Here is a 21,559-nt window from a genome sequence, read left to right as displayed (position 1 = left end):
GGCCGCGCCACCAGCGCGCTGCCAGGGCAGGCCGGTGACCAATGCCCGCAATTGTTCTTCATCCAGAGCAACCGCGCTACCTTCGCGCAGGCTGCTCCAGACAAATTTGCCACGATGCAATCGCCGGGCGGCCAGCCAGAGGCCGAAGCCATCATGCACCAGCACCTTCATCCGGTTAGCCCGTTTGTTGGCAAAAAGGTAGGCGCAGTGAGGCCGGGCTTCGCCAAAGCTTTGCACCACGCGGGCCAGAGTGGTATCCGGCCCGGCGCGCATATCCAGAGGTTCTCGGGCTAACCAGATCTCATCAATGCGGATCACGATGAGCGCAGCCAATTTGAGAGGAGATCAAGCTGATCCAGCGGCCAGTGAATGACAACCGGGCCGTGGGTGCAGGTCAGTTCCAGCTTGAGCGCTTGTGGCGACGTTGAGGCTGTCGGCCTGGGTAGCGCGACTTTAACAAAGTCGCCGTTCTCGGGAGGGCGCGTCGCCTCTGTAGCCCGTCGCCATTTATGAATCAGGTTCGCGTTGACATTGAAGTGCTGTGCCACTGCCGCGATGGAAGCGCCTGGCTCAGCACAAGCGGCCAGCACCTGTGTCTTAAATTCCAGAGAGTGTCGGCGACGCCGTGGCTTAACCGGTGGTGGGAGTAATCCTTGCGTATCCATTTTAGGTGTCCACTTAAAAACAGGTGGACACCATCATGTTGGCCTGGGCTCAGGAGTGAAAGGTGTGTTGGCCGGACGGATACGTCTGTTTCGCAGGCGCTAGAGGTTCTCCTCGGCAAACGCGGCTAATCGTGAGCGTTCTATGCCATTCACGTGCATGATCCCTGCATGTGGGAAGTTTTTGCTCTTTTCCACCAGGTAGGTCAGCCCCGAGGTCAGTGGCGAAATATATTTGTTGTCGATTTGGGCGAGATTGCCCAGCACCACAATTTTTGAGTTAGATCCCACCCGGGTAACGATGGATTTCAGCTGGAACTGGGTTAAACCCTGAGCCTCGTCGATAACAATATAAGCGTTGTTAAAGGATCGGCCACGCATGAAATTCAGTGACTTGAACTGAATGTTGGCCTTGTCCTTCACGTATTCAATACTGCTGAAAGGCGATTCATCGGTGCCGTGGAGAACCTCCAGGTTGTCGTCAAAGGCAGCCAACCAGGGCGCCATTTTTTCTTCTTCAGTGCCGGGCAGGAAGCCGATATCTTCGGCAATCGGTGGTGTTGATCGCGCCACAATCAATTTGTCATAGCGCTTTTCTTCAAGGATGGCGTGCAGGCCATAGGCCAGCGCAATGAGGGTTTTTCCTGAGCCCGCCGGGCCGGTGAGCACGGTCATATCTATGTCTTGCTGGGCGATTAGGAAGAAGGCCATGGCCTGCTCCATATTGCGCGGTCGCAATCCCCACATGCTCTGGTGCATGAGTTGGTCGCGGCATAGGTCGAGCAACTCCACACGCTCGCCGTCGATGGCTCGCACCAGGCCGACAAAGCCGCTGTCATCGTAAATAAACTGGTTCACATGCAGTGGCCCCAGCGAGGCTCTGTCGAGCACGTGAATGGTTTGGCTGCCCTCGCGAAGGGTTTCGACTTCGTTGATGCTGTCCCAGAAGCGGCCGGGCAAATACTCATAGCCCTTGGCCATATACTGAATATCTTCAAGCACCCGGTCGCGGCGGTAGTCCTCGACATTTTCCAGCCCGGAGCCCTTGGCCTTCAAGCGCATGTTGATGTCTTTGGTCACCAGGCAGACATAGCTTTCGGGGTTTTTGACCTGCAGATGCAGGGCGGTATTGATAATGCGATTGTCATTGGCCTGCTGTTCGCTGCCGTCCAAAAACGCCGCTGCTGTGTCGTGATTAATCAATTGATCCGGGAATATTGCCAGCGTGCCCGGGCGCTCGCTTTCCCGGCTGGTGGGAATGTTGACCCCCTCCTGTATTTCACGGGGGCTGGCGCTGAAAAGAATTTTATCAATGGCGTTTATGGCGATGCGTGCCTCCCGGCTGACATCCTTGTCGCGGCGGTCTTTGATGTGGTCGAGCTCTTCCAGTACCGTCATTGGCACCACGACGCGATGTTCGTGAAAGGCATTGAGCGACATGGGGTCGTGAAGCAGAACATTGGTATCCAGAACAAAGATTTTTTCCATCAGGGACTCTCTACTGGCAGGGGGGTAAGAAAATCGTCGAGGGTTGTAGCGTTGATGGTGGTATTGAGCGTTAGGACGTTGAGGGTTGAGTTGGCAGGGCAGGTGATAGTGAGAAGCGCATTCTCGGGCAGCGCAGTGGTGTGCCGGCTGGCAGGCGCCGGGCTGAACCGCGTCAGCGTGGGGGCGCTTTGACTTGTCAGGCTTAAGGCCGTTGAGCGATGGGGCAACTGACCGCTCCGTAAAATCCATTCTTAAGCGATTATTGGAATCGCAGGCGGGGGATGTCAACTGTTAATCGCCCCGGGTTAAAAATGTTTGTAAATTCCCGCTGTCCGTGCGCTGCAACCAAGACGCCAGCGCGATAATCCGCTACTCTATGCCCCCCATTTCGTCATCAGTCCACCAAGGTACTTCCCCGCATGCTCGATCAGAATACCCTGCAACAGTTGCGCCAGCTGAAAACCGACATCATTGAAAGTAAGGATCAGGGTGAGGGCGAGGTGCGTGGCAGCCAGCGCCGCTTTGGCTTTGTGCGCATGGATGACGGGCGCGATGTGTTTCTCGCCCCCGACGATATGCAGCGGGTTTTCCCCGGTGACCGGGTCAGAGTCAATGTGCTGACCGATGACAAGGGCAAATTCAAGGCCGAGCTGGAAAAGTTGGTGGACAGCCCATTGAGCACCTTTACCGGCCGGTACGTGGTGCGCGGTCAGGGGCATTTTGTCGAGCCGGACCTGCCCCGCTTCAACAAACTGCTGTTTATACCGCCCTCGGAGCGCAAAAAGGCCCAGCCCGGCGATCTGATCCACTGCAAGGTGCAGCGTCATCCCTGGAAAGATGGCAAGTCCCAGGTGAAGTTGCTGACCAAAATTGGCCGCCCCGACGACGCCTTTGTCGAGGGTAAGTACACCCTGTGCAAATTTGCCCTGCCCTTTGGCTGGCCCCCCGCCAGCGAGCTGCAGGACAGCCGGGCCGACGCGCGCAAAGATGTCCGCGACCTGCCCTTTGTGACCATCGACTCCAGCGACACCCGCGACATCGACGATGCCCTGTACGCCGAGGTCAACGATCAGGGCTGGTTGTTGCAGGTTGCCGTCGCCGACCCCGGAGCCTTTATTGCCCCCGGCAGTGAGCTGGACAAAGCCGCCCGCGCCAGAGCCAGCACCGTTTACCTGCCCGGATTTACCCAGACCATGCTGCCTGAGTCGGTGAGCCAGGACAGCTGCTCTCTGGTGGAGGGTGAAGACCGCGCAGCCCTGCTCTGCACCCTGCAAGTGTTGGCCGACGGCAGCATAGCCAGTACCGAATTCAGCGAAGTATTGCTGCGCTCCCACGCGAAGCTGAGCTATACCGAGGTTGCTGAACAGATGGCGGGCCGCGCTCCCTTTAGCCAGCCGTCATTGGCCGCGTTGCAAGATGCCGCCACTGCGTTGCGTTCGTGGCGCGAGGCCAACAGCCTGATTATGCCCGAGCAGCCGGACTTTCGCTTTACCCTTAACGACAACGGCAAGATTGCCGCCATTGTTCGCGAGGATCGCAACGATGCCCACCGACTGGTGGAGGAGTGCATGCTCGCTGCCAATCGCAGTGCCGCGGAGTGGCTGTTTACCCAGTGTAACGATGGCATCGCCCTGTATAACAGCCATGCGGGTTTCCGCCCCGAGCGGTTGAACAGTGTAAAGGCATTGATCGAGCAGGCCATGCCGGAACTCAGTGGCACCGACGTAACGACCCTTGAGGGCTATCGCGCGGTGCTGCGAGCGGCAACCCACAGCGATTCGGAGCTGCCCCTGCGCAGTATTCTGGCGCGTATGCTCCAGCCCGGCGAGCTGAGCCAGGAGCCAGCACCCCACTTCGGGCTTGGTCTGGAACGCTACTGTACGTTTACCTCGCCGCTGCGCAAATATGGCGACCTGCAAGTGCAGCGCTGTATTCGCGCCTGCTTGACCGGCGACAAACTGCCCCTGCTGTCGGAGGAGGTGCTGACAGGTTTGCGGGAGACCCTGCGCAATGTGCGTCAGGCCAGCCGCCAGATGGAGCAGTGGCTGCAATACCAGTATCTTGCTGAGCAGGACAAGGATCAGGTTTATGAGGGGGTGATTGCCCACCTCAACGGCGGTGGTTTTACCGTGGAGATCAAGGAGACTGGGATCAGCGGCTTTGTCGAGGCGCGCTCCATTCCGGTTAAACTGAGCTTTGACGCTGACACCCTGCGCCTGTACAACGCCGACCAGTGTTATCAACTGGAGCAGACGGTCATGGTCAAGGTCGCCGAGCTGGACCCCTTCCAGCGCGAGCTGAAGTTCACCCTGGCCTGAGGCCGCTGTTGAGCCGGGGCGGCGATGTTTGCGCCCCGGTCACACTCAGAAATCCGCCTGACGCGGAACCCGGGGAAAGGGAATGGCATCGCGGATATTTTCCATGCCAGTGATGTAGTTGAGCAGCCGCTCAAAACCCAGCCCGAAGCCCGCATGGGGCACTGTGCCGTAACGGCGCAGATCCCGATACCATTCCAGACCGTCCAGTCCCTGGGCGGCCATGCGTTGATCCAGTATTTCCAGTCGCTCCTCGCGCTGGCTACCGCCGATGATTTCGCCAATGCCCGGAGCCAGTACATCCATCGCCGCAACGGTGCGTTCATCGTCATTCAGGCGCATGTAGAACGCCTTGATGTCCTTGGGGTAGTTGCTGACGATCAGCGGCCCACCGACATGCTCCTCGCACAAAAAGCGTTCGTGTTCTGACTTCAGGTCTTCGCCCCAGGCCACCGGGAACTCGAACTTGCGGTCGGCGGATTCCAGAATGCGTATCGCCTCGCTGTAGTCCATGCGGGCAAAGGGGCGTGCTACCACACCCTCCAGCCGCTTGATCAAGCCCTTGTCGATAAATTCATTGAAGAATGCCAGGTCGTCTCCGCATTCGTTCAGCACTGCCGTGAGCAGGTAACGCAAAAAGTCTTCCGCCAGTGCTGCATCGTCATTCAGGTCGGCAAAGGCTACCTCGGGCTCGACCATCCAGAATTCGGCGAGATGGCGACTGGTGTTGGAGTTCTCGGCGCGAAAGGTGGGGCCAAAGGTGTAAACCTTGCTCATGGCCAGGCAGTAGGCCTCGGCATTGAGCTGGCCCGAAACGGTCAGAAAGGCTTCACGACCGAAAAAATCCTCGTTGAAATCGACCTGGCCGGCGGCATTGCGGGGCAGGTTGTGCAGGTCGAGGGTGCTGACCCGGAACATCTCTCCGGCCCCTTCACAGTCACTGGCGGTGATGAGCGGGGTGTTGACCCACTGAAAATCCCGCTCGTAAAAATAGCGGTGAACCGCATTGGCCAGCACTGTGCGCACTCGAGTGATGGCGCCAAAGGTGTTGGTGCGGGGTCGCAGGTGTGCAACACTGCGCAGGTATTCAAAGCTGTGGCGTTTTTTTGCGATGGGGTAGCTGTCGGGGTCGTCGACCCAACCGCACACCTCCAGTGCATTGGCCTGTACCTCGACACTTTGGCCCTTGCCCTGTGAGGCGACCAGCTCGCCGCGCACAATGACAGAGCAGCCTGCGGTCAAATGCAGGGCCTCGCTCTGGTAGTTGGGTAATTCGCCGGGCAACACCGCCTGAATAGCGGCGTGGGCAGAGCCGTCGTGCACACTGAGAAAGGAAAAGCCGCCCTTGGAGTCGCGTCGGCTGCGTACCCAGCCGCGAATTTCTACCGGAGTGCCGATCTCAACCTGGCCTCGGATTAAATCCTTTATCGCACTGTATTGCATTGTCTCTCCTGGTGGATGTAAGCGAATGCCGCCGCCGCGACGGGATAATTTAGTTGAGCTATTGTGCATCAAGGTGCTTTTTCCTGTCAGCCACAACCGCTAGAGTGGCAGAGTATTGTCGCGGAATCGTCCCATGCTTGCAGAAAATTTCGTTGCCCACCGGGGGTGGCGTCAGCACTTTCCGGAAAACACCCTCCTCGCCCTGCGCGAAGCCATATTGGCCGGCGCGGTCAATATTGAGCTGGATGTCCAGCTCAGCGCCGACGGTGTGGCACACATCTTCCACGATGCGGCGGTGCATCGTCTGTGTGAGCGGGACCAGTTGATCTGGGATTACACTGCCGAGCAGCTGCGCGGTTTCAGTGCCCATGAGCCCCTGCGCTTTGGCGCGCGATTTGCTGGAACACCTTTAAGCCCGCTCAGTGAGCTGGTGGCGCTACTGGAGGAGTTTCCCCAGGTGACCGCCTTTGTCGAACTGAAGGGTGAAAGCCTCAGCCAGTTTGGTGCCGAGGCGATGGTCGCTGCGGTGATGGCTGACCTGCAAGTGGTGGCGTCGCGCTGCGTGCTGATCAGCTTTGAATTGCCCGCGCTGCTGGAGGCTAGGCAGCGGGGTTGGCAGCGTTGCGGGGCGGTCTTCGATTACTGGCCCGACTGGCAGCTGGGGTCACTGGCGGAGCTGGACCCTGAAGTGGTGTTTATCGACCGCAATTGTGTGCCCGTTGATGCGAGGCTGCGGGAACTGAAGTGGCCTCTGGTCGTCTACGAGGTGGGTAGCGGAATCGAAGCCAGGGACTGGTTTGAGCGTGGTGCCAGTGCGGTAGAAACTTTTTTAATTGGCGAATTATTGCAGGAGTTTGGCCTTGTCTAGACAAGTCAATACGGAAGTGGCCGTGATCGGTGGCGGTGTGCAGGGCGCAGGTATTGCCCAGGCGGCAGCGGCAGCGGGCTATAAGGTGTGCATTTTTGAGCGGGATCAATGGGCCTCGGGCACCTCGCGCCGCTCCAGCAAATTGATTCACGGCGGCCTGCGCTATCTGGAAACCGGCCAGTTTTCGCTGGTCTACCACAGCCTGCGCGAGCGCGCTCAGTTGCTGCGCAATGCCCCCGAGCTGGTGCGCCCGGTACGTTTTTATATTCCCATCTACAGGGATACCGGGCGGCGACCCTGGCAGATTCGCGCGGGCTTGACCCTGTATTTTTTCCTTTCGGGCTGCGGCCCGTTGGGTCGTTTCCGCAAGGTGCCAAAGGCAGAGTGGCAGGGACTGGACGGTTTGAATACCGAAGGCTTGCAGGCGGTGTTCCAGTATTGGGACGGCCAGACCGATGACCAGCTGCTGACCGAAGCGGTGGTGCGTTCGGCCCAGGCCCTGGGTGCAGAAACCTTTACCAACACCGAGCTGATTAAGGGTCGCAAAACCGAGCAAGGCTATCGGCTGGAGTTGCGGGACGCCGAAGGGGTGTTCCACTGTGACTGCCGCAGTGTGGTCAATGCGACCGGCCCCTGGGTAAACGATACTGCCAAGCGCATCGACGGCACCCGCTTTACCGAACAAATAGAACTGGTGCGAGGCAGCCATATTCTGGTCGATAAAGCCCTCACCAAGGGGGTGTTCTATATGGAAGCTCCCGAGGATGGTCGCGCGGTATTCGCCATGCCCTGGGGCGAGCATAGTCTCGTGGGCACCACTGAAATGCTGCACGAAGAGGGGCCGGACAGTGTGTTGCCCACGGAAAAGGAAATTGTCTACCTGCAAAATACCCTCGCCCATTACTTTCCCGGTGAGCAGCCGGTCTTGTTGAACGCCTGGGCGGGGCTGAGGGTGTTGCCCAAGTCGTCGGCGTCGGCCAACAAGCGTCTGCGCGATACCTTTCTATTGTGCGACGACGACAGTCAACCCGCTGCCGTTTCGGTTTATGGTGGCAAACTGACCGCCTATCGTCATACCGCCGAGCGGGTGGTGGCGCAGCTGGTGGCGCGGCTGGGCAAGCGCTCCGGTGCGCTGGACACTCGCAAGTTAAAGCTCGAGGGGGCGTTGCCCAGCGCCACCCGCGGTGCCTCCGAGACGCGAATGTAGGCGAAGGCGGCGCGCAAATGGCGTGAAATTCGGTTTGTTACAAGCATTTAACGAGAGCGACATGGTTGCGGCGGGGTAACAGTCGCATTAACAAATGCTTAGAAATTAGTTAACTGATTGATTTAAATAGAAATATTATGCGAAAATTAGCTTAAATTCGGTTAGATTTGCCGCTTGATGGGCTTCGCGCAGGCCGTTGAGTGTAACCCACGGTAACGCTTTTTCTCCCTATACTGACCCTGTCATTTGGACATTCATGCGGAGAACTACCATGCACACACTTACTGTCGAAGATATCAACAAAGCTGAATCGGTTGCTGAAATTGCTGCGCGCTTTGTATTGCTCGGCATCGTCGTCACCGGCGTCATGGCCTGCATCGCGGTACTGTAACCCCCTCCCGCTATTACGGCTGGCTACTGGCTCTACTGCCACCGGCCAGCCTGTCACCACAGCCATTGTGCGGTGACACTGATCGGTTACCATGTTGGGCTTAAGGATCAACAGGGGAACTCGACAATGCGCAGCCTTGAACAGTGGTTGGACGAATACAACGCGTCCCATCAGAATCCGCGCAACAAGCGTATTCATTATTGGTGCGTGCCGGCTATCGCGGTAACCACCGTCGCTCTGCTCTGGCTGGTTCCGGTGCCGGGTACAGCGGCTAATCTGGGTCAGCTAGTGCTGGTCGGGGCGATGTTCTTTTATGGCTATCTGTCGACCCGGTTGGCGTTGGGCATGTTGCCATTGGTGCTGTTGATTGCCGGAGGCATCATGCTTTATCAGCAGCATGTCGAGCTGGCGATGTGGATTCCCGCGGCGACGATCTGGATTGTGGCCTGGTGGTTGCAATTCGTCGGGCACAAAGCCGAATCGCAAAAGCCCTCCTTCTTCACCGATATCCTCTTTTTGTTGATTGGCCCGCTGTGGATACTCGGCGCCGTCTACGACAAATTCGGCATTCGCTTTCGTGAGGCGTCCACCCAGCGCTAGCGCCTGCACAGCACATGTACGTAGCGACCCAGGGCCCAGAAGGGCTCGCGGTCGCCGTATTGCCAGTCTATCTCCAGCATATCGGTCACGCTGCGCTCCTTGCGCAGGCTGCGTGACATCAGGTCGTGGCTGAGGCGTACGGCGCGCTTGGCAACAATCTCAAAGCCCTGGGCGCGCAGTGCGGTCAATACTGCTTCGGGGTCGCGGGGGTGTGGTGGGGTCAGCCCGCCGGGGTGCCCGGCAAAATCTTCGTCCCGCAGCTTGTACAGATTGCCCTTGACCATATTGTTAATCACCAGGGCGTTGAGGTTGTAAAACATCAGCGACAAATAGCCGCCTGGCCGCAGGCCTCGATGCAAGGCTTGCAATAGTGCCGGGGCGTCGTCAACCCATTCCAGCACAGCGTGGCAGCAGGTGAGGTCGAAGTTTGAGTGCTCGACTGACTGAATCGCGGTGCACTCCAGTTCCAGGCGGTCGCCAAGGTGGGAGTGCAGGCTGTCCTTTGCCAGCGCCAGCATTTCGCTGGACAGGTCGTTGAGATAGACCTGATGGCCCGCTTCGAGAAACCATGCACTCATCTGCCCGATGCCGCCACCGGCGTCCCACACTCGGCGCGGCGCAGAGAGAAAGTCGCCCAGCCGGGCGCTCAGCTCCCGCTGGCACAAGGCCAGACGCAACTGCCCCTTGGGGTTGCCGTAAATATTGTGGTGAAAGCGTGCGGCAATGCCGTCGAAGTTGCGGTCAGGCATGGATAGGCAAGGGCTGTGGGAGTGGGTAGCAGAGTGTAGTCGTCCGGTCCTTGCGCTAGCAAGTCCTGCGCCCAAAGGTCAGGCGAAAAAAAACCGAGGCAACGAGTGCCTCGGTTTTTACGAATTTCGACTTCCTATGTCGCATCCAGTCCATTGAATGCCTGAATCGTCCTGATGGGAAGTATTTAACCAAAACCACTTAGTGGGCGACAGGCGTCAAAGTCATCACCGCGTGTGAGATATATCTCACACGCGCGGAGTCACGCGTCGATGTCGGGCACCATTTCGTTCTTGAGCCATTCGATATTGTCTTTGATACGCAGTTTTTCGCGTTTCAGGCGTTGCAGAAGAAGCTGGTTTTGCCAGGGGTTGACCGATAGCAGTTTGATTTCCTCATCGAGTGCGCGATGGCGGCGTTTTAGCAACAGCAGACGCGCACTGGCGGACAGGCAGTTATCCATAATATCGGTTTAATCCCGGAGCGGTAAGGCGGTGTACAAAACCTATTTTTACTCTCTGCCAGTCCATCTTACAAGCGCCGACCGCCCCCTTCGTTGATCTTTTTCGTCACTGGGCAATGACTGCTTAGGCCATTGTTGCGCCGCGGCCCCTTGGCAATACTGGAGGCATCCTGTGCAACCGTCGCCAACAGCGGCTATTTCTGACGAGGCAAAAACATGCGCACTGAACTCTGTGAAAAACTGGGCATTGAGTATCCGATCTTTGCATTTACCCACTGCCGCGATGTGGTGGTGGCGGTAAGCAAGGCCGGGGGCATCGGTGTGCTGGGGGCGGTGGGTTTCACTCCTGAGCAGCTCAAGGCCGAACTCGACTGGATCGACGAGCAGATCGGCGACTTGCCCTACGGTGTTGATATTGTGATTCCGCAAAAATACGAAGGTATGGGCGATACCAGTCCCGAGGAGCTGGAAAAGCAGTTGTGGAGCATGGTGCCGGAGGAGCATATCGCCTTCGCACAAAAACTGCTGGCCGATCACGGCGTACCGGAGTGGCCCGATGGCACCAAAAGCATGGGCCTGCTGGGCTGGACCGAAGCCACTGCAACGCCGCTGTTAATGGAGGCCCTGACCCGCCCCAAATGTCGCCTCATCGCGAATGCATTGGGCACGCCGCCGGCGGACAAGGTCAAGATGATTCAGGACAGCGGTCGTTTGGTCGGTGCACTGTGTGGCAAGGTAAAACAGGTTAAAGCCCACAAAGAAGCGGGTCTGGACTTTATCGTCGCTCAGGGTGGCGAGGGTGGCGGACATACTGGCGACGTAGGGTCGATTGTTTTCTGGCCCCAGGCGGTTGCCGCCGCAGAGGGTGTGCCAGTGCTGGCTGCCGGGGGTATCGGCACGGGGCAGCAGGTGCTGGCGGCGATGGCGCTGGGTTGTGCGGGAGCGTGGACGGGGTCGCTGTGGCTCACTGTTGAAGAAGCCCATGCCGAGCCGGCACAGAAGGAATCGCTACTCAAGGCGAGCAGTGAAGATACCGTGCGCTCGCGCTCGTGGACGGGCAAACCCTGCCGCATGTTGAAAAATGACTGGACCGAAGCCTGGGCGGCGCCGGGCAACCCTGAGCCACTGGGCATGCCCTTGCAGGGCCTGGTCAGCGGTGACGGTATTCGCCGCACAGCGAAATACGCCAGTGTTGGCGACTGCCAGAAAGTGGCATTCAATCCGGTCGGCCAGGTGGTGGGACAAATCAATCAGGTGGAATCCACCCGCAACGTGGTATTCCGACTGATTACCGAATATGTCGATGCGCTGGAGCGGGTCAACAGCCTGATGCCCGAGGCCTGATGCCCAGGGCGTCAAACCCCGAGATGTTGTTCGGCCAAAACCCGCTCAACAGTATCGACGATCACCTGGGTTTGGCGATCCACCTCGATGTTCACCCGGTCACCCCTGCGCAGTGCGCCAAGATTGGTGGCGCGCAGGGTTTCAGGGATCAGGCACACTGAAAATATTCCGCTGCTGCGATCCATGGTGGCGACCGTCAGGCTGCAACCGTGCAGCCCGATAAAGCCCTTGGTAAAGACATATTTGTTCACGGCGTCCGGCAGCTTGAAGTGCAGGCTGAGGTTGTTTTCGCTCTCCTGGCGCTCTACCACTTCGGCGGTGCCATCGATATGGCCAGAGATCAGGTGGCCGCCGATTTCCGCTCCCTGCCTGGCCGAGCGCTCGACATTCACCAAGTCGCCCACCTTTAGCTGGCCCAGTGTGGTCAGGCGCAGGGTCTCGGCCATGGCGTCGAAGTGCAGGGTGTTGCCGTCGATGCGGGTCACCGTCATACACACGCCGTCGAGGCCGACACTGGCACCGATGGTAATATCTGTGAGCAGCGTGTCGGGCAACTCGACGCTGAGCCGCCGCAGTCCGGGCTCATCGTCACAGCGGGTGATGGTGAAGGCGCCCTGCACTATACCGGTATACATGATTTCTCCAGAGTGATCGCGGCTCGGCAAACTACCGATCCGTCAGACATAGCGCATTATGCGCAGCGGGCGAGGAAGCGCAAGCCCACGGCCATAGCGCCGTCCCCCGTGAGCTGCTAGCATTGGCGCTTTCATACGGCTATTGGCAGGATTTACGAATGAAGCGGGTGATCTTCAATCAGAAAGGCGGCGTCGGCAAAACCAGTATCAGTTGTAATCTGGCGGCGATCAGTGCCTGGAAGGGAAGCAAAACACTGTTGATTGACCTCGATATTCAGGGCAATAGCAGCGAATATCTGATTGGCAGCCAGTTCCGCGACCTCGAAGATAACGCGGCGAGCTTTTTCAAGCAGAAGCTCAGCTTGTTTGGCAAGGCCAAGGACGCCGGTGACTGTGTTTACCAGACCGAATTCGACAACCTGTACCTGATGCCCTCAAGCCCCGAGTTGGCGGTGATCGAGCGGGAGCTGGAAAGTCGTCACAAGATCTACAAGCTGCGCGACGCACTGGAGTCTCTGCAAAAAGAGTACGATTACATTTATATCGACACCCCTCCAGCGCTGAATTTTTACAGCCGTTCGGCGCTGATTGCGGCAGATAGTCTGGTTATCCCCTTTGATTGCGACAGTTTTTCCCAGGGCGCGCTGATTGGCCTGCTGGAGACCGTCGAGGAAATCCGCGAAGACCATAACCCCAAGCTGCGTCTGGAAGGCATTGTGGTAAACCAGTTCCAGGCTCAGGCCAGCCTGCCCACGCAGCTGATTGAAAGCCTGCGGGAAATGAACCTGCCAGTGTTTGACCAGTACCTGAACAGCTCGGTAAAAATGAAAGAATCCCGCAGCCGCCAGGTGCCGCTGGTGCATATGGCACCGTCACACAAGCTCACCCAGCAGTTGATTGCCTTGCACGACAGCCTTGATGCCGAAAGTGCCAAGGCTGCCAAAACGGCCTAGAACGCCTCGATTGGCCCCACTAGCGAGTGGGGCCGTTGATCCCGACAAAGCCCTTCTTGCTCAGGGTCATATCTCCCAGTCCAAAGTTGCCCACATCGGCGGTCATGCGCAGCTCGTATTCCAGGTCGCTGCTGGTATTGCTCAATACGGTTCGCAGTAGCCCAATGCCGCTAAGCAAGTTAATGCCCACAGGCACTTCGATTTGCGTCTGGCCATTGGCGGGTACTGAAATGGCATCGTTGAAGGTGCCCGAGGCCAATTGGCTGCCTGCGAGATCCATCTGATAGCGCAGCTTGCCCAGGTTCAGGGCGAAGCTGTTGGGGTTGCTCACCTGTAGGCCGATCAGCAGCTGCTGTTGCAAGCCGTTGGAGGGGCCGATATTGATACGGGTAATGGCGACTTCAGGCTTGGCCACGGGGTTCAGCGAGGCACAGGCGCTCAGCAGCGCGACAAAGGTTAACAGCAGCAGTTTTTTCACGGTAGGCAGGTTCCCGTTGAGTTAAAACAAAAAGGGGCGCCACAAGGCACCCCATTACACCCGTGAGCCAGACCAATTACTGCATTGGCAGCATTTCGATCTCGACCCGGCGGTTCTGGGCGCGACCTGAGGCCGTGCTATTGTCGGCGATGGGGTCACGTGGGCCGTAGCCAGTGGAACGAATGCGGCTGGAGGGCACACCGTGATTCATAAAGTAGCGGGCCACGCTGCCAGCGCGCTGCTCGGACAGGTTCTGGTTGGTCTGGAAGCTCCCGGTGGAATCGGTATAACCGTTGATTTGCATCAGCGTTTTGTCGAATTCCTTGGCGACCAGTACCACACTGTCGAGGACACTGTTGAAGCTGGGCATAATCGCCGAGCTGCCGGTATCAAAGGTGATATTGCCGGGCATAATCAGCTTGATGGTGTCGCCGATGCGTTCAACGCGAACGCCGGTGCCTTCGAGGCGGGCGCGCAGCTTGGCTTCCTGGCGGTCCATATAGTAGCCGTAGCCACCCCCGGCAGCGGCACCTGCGGCGGCGCCGATCAATGCACCTTTTTTACGATCTTCTTTATCAGACACCGCAGCGCCCAGTACTGCACCACCCAGTGCGCCCCAGCCAGCGCCTTTGGCGGTGTTGCTGGTTTTCTCTTCGCCGGTATATGGGTCGATACTACATGCGGCGACCAATAACACTGCCGATGCGAGCCCGGTTACACGTCCTGTTTTCGCTAAACGAATCATTGCTTCCCCCTGGTTGAAGTCTGTTTTTTGCTGTGGAGCTTCTCGATCATGGCACAAATCAGTGAAATATTTATAGTTTAGCGACGGATTTCCCCGCCGCACTTCAGTGCTATGACAAGCAGTATAGCCTGCTAGTTCAATGGTGCCTGCCACCGGCCATCATTATTGGCGTCGATATAGATGGGATTGCTCAGTGCCAGGGGCTGCAGGTCGGGCAATACCTTGCGATACAGCTCCCCGGCCTTGCCGCGTACTTCCACCACCAGCCAGGAGTCCTTGTCGGCGACAATTTCGACAACCTTGTGATCGCCGGGGAAGGTTCGCAGCTCCCGGTAGATTTCACCGTTGACCCAAATCGTCATCAGGTCGACATCGACCCAGTCGGCGGCGCTGACCCGTACGTGGAGCTGCCCCTCGCGGCCGTGCAAATAGCCACCCAGGCCAATGGTATTTTTCCCCTGGCGCAGGGTCAGCTCGAGGAACGGGCCTGTGGTGGCAAAGCTCTGGCCGCTCGACAAGGCCTTGACTATCGCTTGCTCGCTGAGGGGCAGCGGCCCGGAGTCAGGCAGGTAAATATAATTTCTCGGTGCCGCCACCACCTGGGACAGGTCGTGGGAGTCGCTATTGCCGGTGGCGGCGCGGCGGGCACCCTGATTCAGCAGGGCGAACCAGTCGTTGCGCACCTGCTCGTACACCGCAAACTCGCTGCCGTTGATAACTTCCAATAGGTCGAAATCGATATCCCGAGCACCTGACACCGGGTCTACCGCCAGCAAGGAGCGGTTGTCGGACGCGTCCAGTGGCTGGTCGGCGTTAAAGCGCTTGCCGATGGACAGGTGATCGAAGAAGGCCAGGTCCTGATCGTCCGGAGCCACCGCCCGGGGGTGGTTAAGCTGGAACAGGGCGCCGGGTTCACGGCCCTTCACCTCGGCGATCAGCTCGCGCAGGGCGCGCCCCTCGGTGCGGAAAATGCCCCCCGCGTAATCGTTGGGGCGGGCGCGGAGGGGGAAGGCATTGCTGTGACCGATGGTATAGGGGGCCTCCTCGGTGTGGGCCATGCTGGTCAATTCCGCGCCAACCATCACCTGCACGTCGTTCTCCAGTCCCATGTCGCTGACGACCGGGCGATAATCCACTATGCGATTGTGCTCAGAGGCCAGCAATATTTCAGCGCCCTGGGCGACATAGCTACGCAGCCGCTCGCGAATCGACACCGTTGCGTCGAAGCTGGCACCGCTGTGCACATGGAGGTCGGCACTGCGCCAGTCTTCGCCGAACCACAGCCGCTTGGGGGGCTGAATGGGCAGTAAGCTGCGTTTGCCGGCGATCACCGTGAGCAGGTATTCACGTAGCTCGTATTCCATACCCCGGCCCACCAGAACCTGGTAGTTACCGGGGGCGAGGTCGATCACTTCGGGATCGGAGGGAATGCCGGCGAGATCGATGCGATTGCGCTGGGCGGTGCTGGGCAGTGGGCTGTCGCCGATGCTAAAGCCGAGTAAATCGTCGCCAAAACGGGGGTTAGGGGTGTCGCCCAGACCGAAAAAGTACAGGCTCATGGCCTCGCCCCGGGGCAGAGTTAAACTGCCATTGCGTCGGAACATCCAGCGGCCGCTGTCATTGCGGTTGTCGGCCACTGCAATTTCCCGCGCCAGTTGCTGGCCCCAGGGTGCATTGGCGGTGACCCGCACCCGGCGGGCGCGGTCGGGCAGACGCAGGGTAAAACTGCCATCCTGCTGTGGGCGAACCTGGGTAACCGGACGCTCCTGCTGATCCCATACGGTGAAGGACACATCATTATGGTTGCTGTAACCGCGCAGTACCGGGCCGCGATAAATCTGGTCGGTAATCGATGCGACATCGTTGCGGCGGCCAAGCAGTACCTGAAACTTGGCAATCAGTTTTTCCCGGGGCTCCAGATCCATAAACCGGCTTTGCAGCATCGACAGCCAGTTTAGCCGGTCGCTTTGTATCCACAGAGGTCGCGTCAGCCAACCGTGCAGACTGTAATTCGGCAGTACCGCCAGAAACCGGGGCAGGGTCTGCCGCGCACCCTCACCATTAATCAGCTCGGCGCTCATCAGCTGCAGGCCGTAGCTGATGCTGTCGTGGCCGTTGTCTTCGCCGACCAGAATATTCCAGTCCGCGGGCATCATGCCGCGGATCAGCGACGCGGTGCTGTGGCGGTCGATATCCTTGTGTTGAAAGCCCAGTGTGGCGTTAGGTGCGTAGCTGGAATAGCTGAACGGCGACAATACCCGATTGGAATACAGGGTAAACAGGCCGCTCATTTGCAGCGCAGGGCCCTCGCCGATGCGCACCAGTTCCACATCGATTTCGAGACGGTCGCTGTCTGCCCCCAGGCGAAAGCGCACCGTCTGGCGCAGCCCCTCGCGCTCTCCGGTGGCAATAATTTCAGCGGCGTCGTCACTGAGAGAAGCGTTGATATGGCGCACCGGGATCGCGGTGTCCTTGCTCAGGCCGGTCAGTACATTGGCGTAGGTCCACTGGTCGTCGTCGCGGTTGCAGTGGCCGAGGTCGATCAGGCTGCCACCCCCGGCGACAATTCCTGCGTCGTGATCGACATCGCTGATCGCCGCGCAGACGACGCCATTGGACAGCCACCAGTCGCCGACACCGGCGATGGCATCGGGGCCGCTGCGGGGGTAGCTATCAATGGCCGCCAGGGTGATTCTTTCGGCGCGGAGCAGCGACGGTGGCGCAGCATCCTCCTGACTGGCTTCCTCCAGGTAATGGTCCAGACCATCGGCCACCGGCGCTTCGCGGGCCTCATCCTTGGCGCCAAACGCCAGTGTGCAGCTCAGCGCGAGCAGTGCACTGGCGGCTCCCTTGGCGATGTGGCGGCGTGGGGAGTGTCGCTGTGGCGTGTGCAAGGTGGTGTTGAAGCGGCTCACAGGTTTTGCGATGCCTCCTGTTGGCGAACGGTGATCTGTGGGTGCTCGCTGGGAAACTGGTCGTGGAGAAAGCGTTTCGCCGCAGATTTATCCGCCACACCCAAGGCAAAGTGGGACTCGAAAAAGCTGAATACGGCGAGTGTGGTTAAGCGGTGTTGCAATATGGGGTTCATGGCCGGGCCGAGTTCCGAGCGACACAGCTCGGGTTGCGCCATGTCAACAATGCCGTCGAGCGCGCTGCCAATCTCCTTGGCCCATCGTTCTTCGGCGGTCTTTTCGAGTTTATCAACAACGTGGGCGCAGCCGATGGCGTCGGGGTTGCTCGCCCAGCGAAACAGCGCGCCCAGGCTGGCAAACCCGGTGTGGGAGGCGTCAGCCATGATGACCAGCACCGCACCGGGAACGCGCTCGGGAATCGTCGCAGCGTTGGCCTGGTAGTCAACCATCGGATCGCTCGGCGAAGCGATCATCATAAATGGCAGTGACGTATCCCGGAAAAAGGTGTCGTCAAAGATAACACTGGGGCCGGCAATCGACACCGCCGCAGCGATGCGCGGGTCGCGCTTGCGTGGGTGAAAGGCCGCCAGTGTCGAGGTCATACCGCCGAGGGACAGCCCGGCCACACCGATGCGGTTGTCGTCGATGTGCTGGTAAAACTGATGCCCGGGTTCGTCGTTCCAGCTGAGAAACTGGTCCAGCAAAAAGCGGATGTCGTCGCTCTGATGGGCTACGTCCTTGGCCAATGGCCCGCCGGGGGCGCTGTAGCTGGTGAGGGGGTAGTCCATGGCGGCGACAATATAGCCGTGGCTGGCCAAGTGCTCGGCAAGGTAACTGCCCTCGGTGCGCATCGACATAAAACCGTGGCTGTAAATAATCAGGGGTGCGCGGCCATGCATTGGCGAAGGGTGCCAGATGCGGGTTTTCAGCCGGCGAAAATCGCGCCCCTTGAACTCCCCGTTGGCCTGGGTGCTGCGGGTCTTGTCCGTGAGGGTGACGTCGAAATAGTCAACGTCGGCAGCGCCCCGTTCAAGCCATTTGGCCGAGGCTGAATCGGCGGGAAAGTCGTCGGGCACAGCGCTGTATCGCAGCATCAGTCCGGCGAGGATGACCAGCGTCAGCAGCGAAAGTAAAATCTTCTTTACCATAGGGTCTTATCTGTCGGTAAACGAAACGCATAACTTACCAAGTCGGCTGACATGTCTCCACTAGTCTCTTGGTTCACCAACAAAAAAACCGCCCGAAGGCGGCTGGAAAGTTCTCCTCGACAGCGATTGCCGCGTTAGTGCTCGACAAAGGCGCGCTCGATAACATAGTGGCCGTGTATGCCTTTGCGGGTTTCGCGAAAGCCGAGGCCGTCGAGCAGCGCGCAGCTGTCCTTCAACATGGCCGGGCTGCCGCAGAGCATAAAGCGATCGTGCTCGGGGTTGAGCGGTGGCAGGCCGATATCGCTCATCAGCTTGCCGCTGTCGATCAGGTCGGTGAGGCGTCCCTGATAGTGATGGGCCTCCCGGGTGACCGTCGGGTAGTAAATCAGTTTTTCCCGCACCTGCTCGCCGAAATATTCGTGCTCGGGGAGCTGCTGCTGTATCAACTCCTGATAGGCCAGCTCGCTGGTGTAGCGTACCCCGTGGGTCAGGATAATTTTGTCGAATCTGTCGTAAATGTCGGGGTCCTTGATAATGCTGATAAAGGGCGCAAGGCCGGTGCCGGTGCTCAGTAAATACAGATTGCGACCGGGCAGCACATTGTCGGCAACCAGCGTGCCGGTGGGCTTGCGGCTAATCAGAATCTCGTCGCCGACGCGGATTTTTTGCAGCTCAGAAGTCAGCGGGCCATCGGGAACCTTGATGCTGAAAAATTCCAGCTGGTCTTCATAGTTAGCGCTGACAATGCTGTAGGCGCGCATCAGTGGCCGGCCTTCGCGCTCCAGGCCAATCATGGTGAAGTGGCCGTTGGCGAAGCGAAAGGATGGATCGCGGCTGGTCTTGAAGCTGAACAGGGTGTCGTTCCAGTGGTGTACGCTGGTCACTCGCTCGGAAATAATATTGCTCATCGTCTCGCCGCCCCTTGATCGTCTGTTGGCTTGTGCAGTTGCGGTCACTGTACCTGCGGTCTATTATATTGGTAAAACAACTTATATTAATTTTACTAATCGGTTTAGCTGATATGCACTATACCCTGAGACAGTTGGAAGTCTTTCTTGCCGCTGCCCACACAGAAAACATCACCCGGGCAGCGGAGCTGCTGTCGATGTCCCAGTCGGCGGCGTCCAGTGCGTTGAAGGATCTGGAAAAACAGTTCTCGATTCAGCTGTTTGATCGCATCGGCAAGCGTCTGCAAATCAACGAGTTGGGGCGAGCCTTGCGGCCTCAGGCCGAAGCTCTGCTGGAGCAGGCGCGGGAGCTGGAGCGGGATTTTCGCCAGCATGACCGGGTGGGAGAACTCAAGGTGGGGGCGACGCTCACCATCGGCAACTATCTGGCGGTGGACATTATGGCGGAGTTCATTTCCCGCTACCCCAGCGCCAATGTGAAGCTGGAAGTGGCGAATACCGCATCGATCAGCCGTCAGGTACTCAATTTCGATCTCGATGTCGGGCTGATTGAGGGAGAGCTGCAGCACAGTGACCTTGAGGTTAGTAAATGGCGTGAGGATGAACTTCAGGTTTTTTGCAGCGCCAAACACCCCTTGGCCGGGGCTGGCGAACTGAGCGATCGGGACTTGCTTGAGGCCCAGTGGATACTGCGGGAAACCGGCTCCGGTACCCGCCAAGCTTTTGACCGGGCGATGCATGACCTGTTGCCGGATATGGATATTCGCTTGGAATTACAGCACACCGAGGCAATCAAGCGGGCGGTGGAAAACGGTTTGGGGATCGGTTGTCTGTCGCGGGTATCACTGCAGGCGAGTATCGATTCAGGGCGGCTGGTTGCACTGGACACCCCGGGACGGGATCTGCGGCGCAATTTCTACTTTATTCTGCATCGCAAAAAATATCGCAGCGAAGGCATCCTGCGCTGGCTGGAGCTGTGTCGCAACAGCTAGGGTTCTGTGAACTGGCATTGGGCCTTTACGATGTGCCGGTGCCAAACACCGCGTCGCCCCGCCCCTCGGCCCGCAACTGTTCGGCGTAGCGCTCCGGCCGTGGCACCAGCACCATTGCCAGCAGCGCCGCCGCCGTCATTGTGGCAGACATGGGCCACAGTGAGTCGCTGTGAAACTGGGTGGAGATCGCACTGACAGCGGCGCTGAGCAAATACTGGCCGCTGCCGAGCAGCGACGCGGCAGTGCCTGCACCCACCGGAAAAAACTGCATATAACAGGCCGGGGAATTTCCCATCACGCCGCCGAGGGAGATGTAGCTCAGCGCAATCCACGGCACCACCACATAGAGGGGCGGCTCAAAGTAGGTGGCAACCAGCAGGCCCAGGCAGGCAAAGGACTGCAGGGCAATAGCCCGGTGGACAATCAGCGCGGCGGGCAGTCGATTCAGCAGGTAGCTGTTCAGCCGATTGCCAAACATCAAAAACAGAACATTGGCGGCGAACAAGGCCGAGAAGGTCGTTTCGTTCAGGCCGTAGTGGTCGATGTACACCAGCGACGAATTGACCAGAAAGGTCATCATCACGCCAAAATTAAGCCCTTGGGCAAGCAGGTAACGCGGCGCCAGCGGATGGATAAACACCTGGCGGTAACGGGAAAAGACTGAACCGGTGTCCTCGTTTTGACTGCGCGTTACCGTCACCGGAAATTTGCGCCAAATACCCATCGCCACCACGGCGCTGTAGGCTGCGAGTATGTAGAACACGCTGCGCCAGCCGCTGAGCTTGAACGCCAATGTACCCAGCGCCGGGGCGATCGCCGGAGCGATAATGGTCATCATGGAAATAAATGTGAGCAGCTTGGCGGTGGCCTGGCCTTCGGTGTGGTCGCGAATTACCGCCGGCACGACGACAGCAGCAAACCCGCCGCCGATCGCCTGCACAAAGCGCAGCCACCAAAAGGTATGAAGCGTATCGGCATTGGCCAGCCCAAGGCTCGCAACGAAGAATATCCCCAGCCCGGTCAGCAGTATTGGCAGGCGACCCCAGCTGTCGCTGATCGGGCCGCCGATAAACTGCCCGATGGCCAGGCCGATAATATAAATGCTGATGCTGACCGCGACGTCCTGAATACTGGCGTCAAACACCTGCGCCAGTGCTGGAATGGTGGGCAGATACATGTCGATGGCGAGGGGCGACAGGGCGAATATCGAGGCAAACAGAATGGCGAGGGACAGGCTGAAGGTGGCGGGCATAGGGGCTC

The 21,559-nt window shown here is 58.7% G+C and carries 20 protein-coding genes; 7 read left to right on the top strand and 13 right to left on the bottom strand.

Annotated features, from left to right (window positions below):
- The 3 genes from tnpB to HCU74_RS19565 all read right to left on the bottom strand — a co-directional run.
- Positions 1–318, bottom strand: a 318-nt coding sequence (gene tnpB, locus HCU74_RS19575; RefSeq protein WP_168452134.1) for an IS66 family insertion sequence element accessory protein TnpB, incomplete at its 3' end; no start/stop codon positions are given.
- Positions 315–665 (bottom strand): transposase, encoded by a 351-nt coding sequence (locus HCU74_RS19570; RefSeq protein ID WP_168452133.1) that lies wholly within the window; start codon positions 663–665, stop codon positions 315–317. The genes HCU74_RS19570 and tnpB, both read right to left, overlap by 4 nt.
- Positions 666–764: 99 nt before the next feature.
- Entirely contained in the window at positions 765–2,150 is a 1,386-nt protein-coding gene (locus HCU74_RS19565; RefSeq protein WP_168452132.1) for a PhoH family protein, read from the bottom strand.
- 419 nt (positions 2,151–2,569) lie between these two features.
- On the opposite strand from HCU74_RS19565, the gene HCU74_RS19560 reads away from it, so the two are divergent.
- Positions 2,570–4,468 carry a VacB/RNase II family 3'-5' exoribonuclease gene (locus HCU74_RS19560; protein ID WP_168452131.1) on the top strand — a complete coding sequence of 633 codons (1,899 nt, stop codon included), beginning with the start codon at positions 2,570–2,572 and terminating at the stop codon, positions 4,466–4,468.
- Between the two features lie 45 nt (positions 4,469–4,513).
- Here the strand turns inward: HCU74_RS19560 and asnS are convergent, their stop codons facing one another.
- Positions 4,514–5,908 carry an asparagine--tRNA ligase gene (asnS, locus tag HCU74_RS19555; RefSeq protein WP_168452130.1) on the bottom strand — a complete coding sequence of 465 codons (1,395 nt, stop codon included), beginning with the start codon at positions 5,906–5,908 and terminating at the stop codon, positions 4,514–4,516.
- A gap of 133 nt (positions 5,909–6,041) precedes the next feature.
- On the opposite strand from asnS, the gene HCU74_RS19550 reads away from it, so the two are divergent.
- The 3 genes from HCU74_RS19550 to HCU74_RS19540 all read left to right on the top strand — a co-directional run bounded on the left by HCU74_RS19550 (position 6,042) and on the right by HCU74_RS19540 (position 8,974).
- Positions 6,042–6,776, top strand: a complete 735-nt coding sequence (locus HCU74_RS19550; protein WP_168452129.1) for a glycerophosphodiester phosphodiesterase family protein — start codon at positions 6,042–6,044, stop codon at positions 6,774–6,776.
- Complete coding sequence (locus HCU74_RS19545; RefSeq protein ID WP_168452128.1) at positions 6,769–7,983, top strand: glycerol-3-phosphate dehydrogenase/oxidase; 1,215 nt, start codon at positions 6,769–6,771, stop codon at positions 7,981–7,983. Before HCU74_RS19550 ends, HCU74_RS19545 begins: the two co-directional genes overlap by 8 nt.
- Positions 7,984–8,500: 517 nt before the next feature.
- Positions 8,501–8,974 (top strand): Mpo1 family 2-hydroxy fatty acid dioxygenase, encoded by a 474-nt coding sequence (locus tag HCU74_RS19540; protein WP_168452127.1) that lies wholly within the window; start codon positions 8,501–8,503, stop codon positions 8,972–8,974.
- Here HCU74_RS19540 and HCU74_RS19535 read toward each other — a convergent pair.
- The gene (locus tag HCU74_RS19535) at positions 8,971–9,723 is read right to left on the bottom strand and encodes a methyltransferase domain-containing protein (protein WP_168452126.1); all 753 of its coding nucleotides are present in this window, start codon (positions 9,721–9,723) and stop codon (positions 8,971–8,973) included. The genes HCU74_RS19540 and HCU74_RS19535 overlap by 4 nt on opposite strands.
- Before the next feature lie 260 nt (positions 9,724–9,983).
- Positions 9,984–10,184, bottom strand: a complete 201-nt coding sequence (locus HCU74_RS19530; protein ID WP_168452125.1) for a YdcH family protein — start codon at positions 10,182–10,184, stop codon at positions 9,984–9,986.
- Positions 10,185–10,400: 216 nt separating this feature from the next.
- Between HCU74_RS19530 and HCU74_RS19525 the strand changes: the two genes are divergently transcribed.
- Positions 10,401–11,528, top strand: coding sequence for a nitronate monooxygenase (locus tag HCU74_RS19525; protein WP_168452124.1), 1,128 nt, complete (start codon positions 10,401–10,403; stop codon positions 11,526–11,528).
- An 11-nt stretch (positions 11,529–11,539) separates the two neighbouring features.
- On the opposite strand, the gene HCU74_RS19520 is transcribed toward HCU74_RS19525, so the two are convergent.
- The gene (locus HCU74_RS19520) at positions 11,540–12,163 is read right to left on the bottom strand and encodes a riboflavin synthase subunit alpha (RefSeq protein ID WP_168452123.1); all 624 of its coding nucleotides are present in this window, start codon (positions 12,161–12,163) and stop codon (positions 11,540–11,542) included.
- A gap of 158 nt (positions 12,164–12,321) precedes the next feature.
- Between HCU74_RS19520 and HCU74_RS19515 the strand changes: the two genes are divergently transcribed.
- Positions 12,322–13,116: a ParA family protein gene (locus HCU74_RS19515; RefSeq protein ID WP_168452122.1), complete on the top strand. Its 795-nt coding sequence runs from the start codon at positions 12,322–12,324 to the stop codon at positions 13,114–13,116.
- Between the two features lie 19 nt (positions 13,117–13,135).
- Here the strand turns inward: HCU74_RS19515 and HCU74_RS19510 are convergent, their stop codons facing one another.
- The 5 genes from HCU74_RS19510 to HCU74_RS19490 form a co-directional block, all read right to left on the bottom strand.
- Positions 13,136–13,594, bottom strand: coding sequence for an LEA type 2 family protein (locus HCU74_RS19510; protein WP_168452121.1), 459 nt, complete (start codon positions 13,592–13,594; stop codon positions 13,136–13,138).
- 76 nt (positions 13,595–13,670) lie between these two features.
- Complete coding sequence (locus HCU74_RS19505; RefSeq protein WP_168452120.1) at positions 13,671–14,339, bottom strand: YiaD family glycine zipper/OmpA-like lipoprotein; 669 nt, start codon at positions 14,337–14,339, stop codon at positions 13,671–13,673.
- A 131-nt stretch (positions 14,340–14,470) separates the two neighbouring features.
- Positions 14,471–17,254: a CehA/McbA family metallohydrolase gene (locus HCU74_RS20365; RefSeq protein ID WP_168452119.1), complete on the bottom strand. Its 2,784-nt coding sequence runs from the start codon at positions 17,252–17,254 to the stop codon at positions 14,471–14,473.
- The gene (locus tag HCU74_RS19495) at positions 17,251–18,399 is read right to left on the bottom strand and encodes an alpha/beta hydrolase family protein (RefSeq protein WP_168452118.1); all 1,149 of its coding nucleotides are present in this window, start codon (positions 18,397–18,399) and stop codon (positions 17,251–17,253) included. The genes HCU74_RS20365 and HCU74_RS19495 overlap by 4 nt, the downstream gene beginning before the upstream one ends.
- Positions 18,400–18,533: 134 nt before the next feature.
- Complete coding sequence (locus HCU74_RS19490) at positions 18,534–19,307, bottom strand: ferredoxin--NADP reductase (RefSeq protein ID WP_168452117.1); 774 nt, start codon at positions 19,305–19,307, stop codon at positions 18,534–18,536.
- A gap of 113 nt (positions 19,308–19,420) precedes the next feature.
- Between HCU74_RS19490 and HCU74_RS19485 the strand changes: the two genes are divergently transcribed.
- Positions 19,421–20,299, top strand: coding sequence for a LysR family transcriptional regulator (locus HCU74_RS19485; protein ID WP_168452116.1), 879 nt, complete (start codon positions 19,421–19,423; stop codon positions 20,297–20,299).
- 25 nt (positions 20,300–20,324) lie between these two features.
- Here HCU74_RS19485 and HCU74_RS19480 read toward each other — a convergent pair whose 3' ends face one another.
- The gene (locus tag HCU74_RS19480) at positions 20,325–21,551 is read right to left on the bottom strand and encodes a multidrug effflux MFS transporter (protein ID WP_168452115.1); all 1,227 of its coding nucleotides are present in this window, start codon (positions 21,549–21,551) and stop codon (positions 20,325–20,327) included.
- Positions 21,552–21,559 lie beyond the last annotated feature (8 nt).

Origin of the sequence: Spongiibacter thalassae (assembly GCF_012272835.1) — a bacterium.
Lineage (GTDB): Bacteria > Pseudomonadota > Gammaproteobacteria > Pseudomonadales > Spongiibacteraceae > Spongiibacter > Spongiibacter thalassae.
This window is presented reverse-complemented; position numbering and strand designations above follow the sequence as displayed.

Excerpts from the sequence above, each read along its gene's own strand:
- HCU74_RS19560 (WP_168452131.1), top strand. The coding sequence starts at position 2,570 with ATGCTCGATCAGAATACCCTGCAACAGTTGCGCCAGCTGAAAACCGAC.
- HCU74_RS19490 (WP_168452117.1), bottom strand. The coding sequence starts at position 19,307 with ATGAGCAATATTATTTCCGAGCGAGTGACCAGCGTACACCACTGGAAC.
- asnS (WP_168452130.1), bottom strand. The coding sequence starts at position 5,908 with ATGCAATACAGTGCGATAAAGGATTTAATCCGAGGCCAGGTTGAGATC.
- HCU74_RS19505 (WP_168452120.1), bottom strand. The coding sequence starts at position 14,339 with ATGATTCGTTTAGCGAAAACAGGACGTGTAACCGGGCTCGCATCGGCA.
- HCU74_RS19565 (WP_168452132.1), bottom strand. The coding sequence starts at position 2,150 with ATGGAAAAAATCTTTGTTCTGGATACCAATGTTCTGCTTCACGACCCC.
- HCU74_RS19525 (WP_168452124.1), top strand. The coding sequence starts at position 10,401 with ATGCGCACTGAACTCTGTGAAAAACTGGGCATTGAGTATCCGATCTTT.
- HCU74_RS19540 (WP_168452127.1), top strand. The coding sequence starts at position 8,501 with ATGCGCAGCCTTGAACAGTGGTTGGACGAATACAACGCGTCCCATCAG.
- HCU74_RS19485 (WP_168452116.1), top strand. The coding sequence starts at position 19,421 with ATGCACTATACCCTGAGACAGTTGGAAGTCTTTCTTGCCGCTGCCCAC.
- HCU74_RS19480 (WP_168452115.1), bottom strand. The coding sequence starts at position 21,551 with ATGCCCGCCACCTTCAGCCTGTCCCTCGCCATTCTGTTTGCCTCGATA.
- HCU74_RS19535 (WP_168452126.1), bottom strand. The coding sequence starts at position 9,723 with ATGCCTGACCGCAACTTCGACGGCATTGCCGCACGCTTTCACCACAAT.
- HCU74_RS19570 (WP_168452133.1), bottom strand. The coding sequence starts at position 665 with ATGGATACGCAAGGATTACTCCCACCACCGGTTAAGCCACGGCGTCGC.
- HCU74_RS19530 (WP_168452125.1), bottom strand. The coding sequence starts at position 10,184 with ATGGATAACTGCCTGTCCGCCAGTGCGCGTCTGCTGTTGCTAAAACGC.
- HCU74_RS19550 (WP_168452129.1), top strand. The coding sequence starts at position 6,042 with ATGCTTGCAGAAAATTTCGTTGCCCACCGGGGGTGGCGTCAGCACTTT.
- HCU74_RS19515 (WP_168452122.1), top strand. The coding sequence starts at position 12,322 with ATGAAGCGGGTGATCTTCAATCAGAAAGGCGGCGTCGGCAAAACCAGT.
- HCU74_RS19495 (WP_168452118.1), bottom strand. The coding sequence starts at position 18,399 with ATGGTAAAGAAGATTTTACTTTCGCTGCTGACGCTGGTCATCCTCGCC.
- HCU74_RS19520 (WP_168452123.1), bottom strand. The coding sequence starts at position 12,163 with ATGTATACCGGTATAGTGCAGGGCGCCTTCACCATCACCCGCTGTGAC.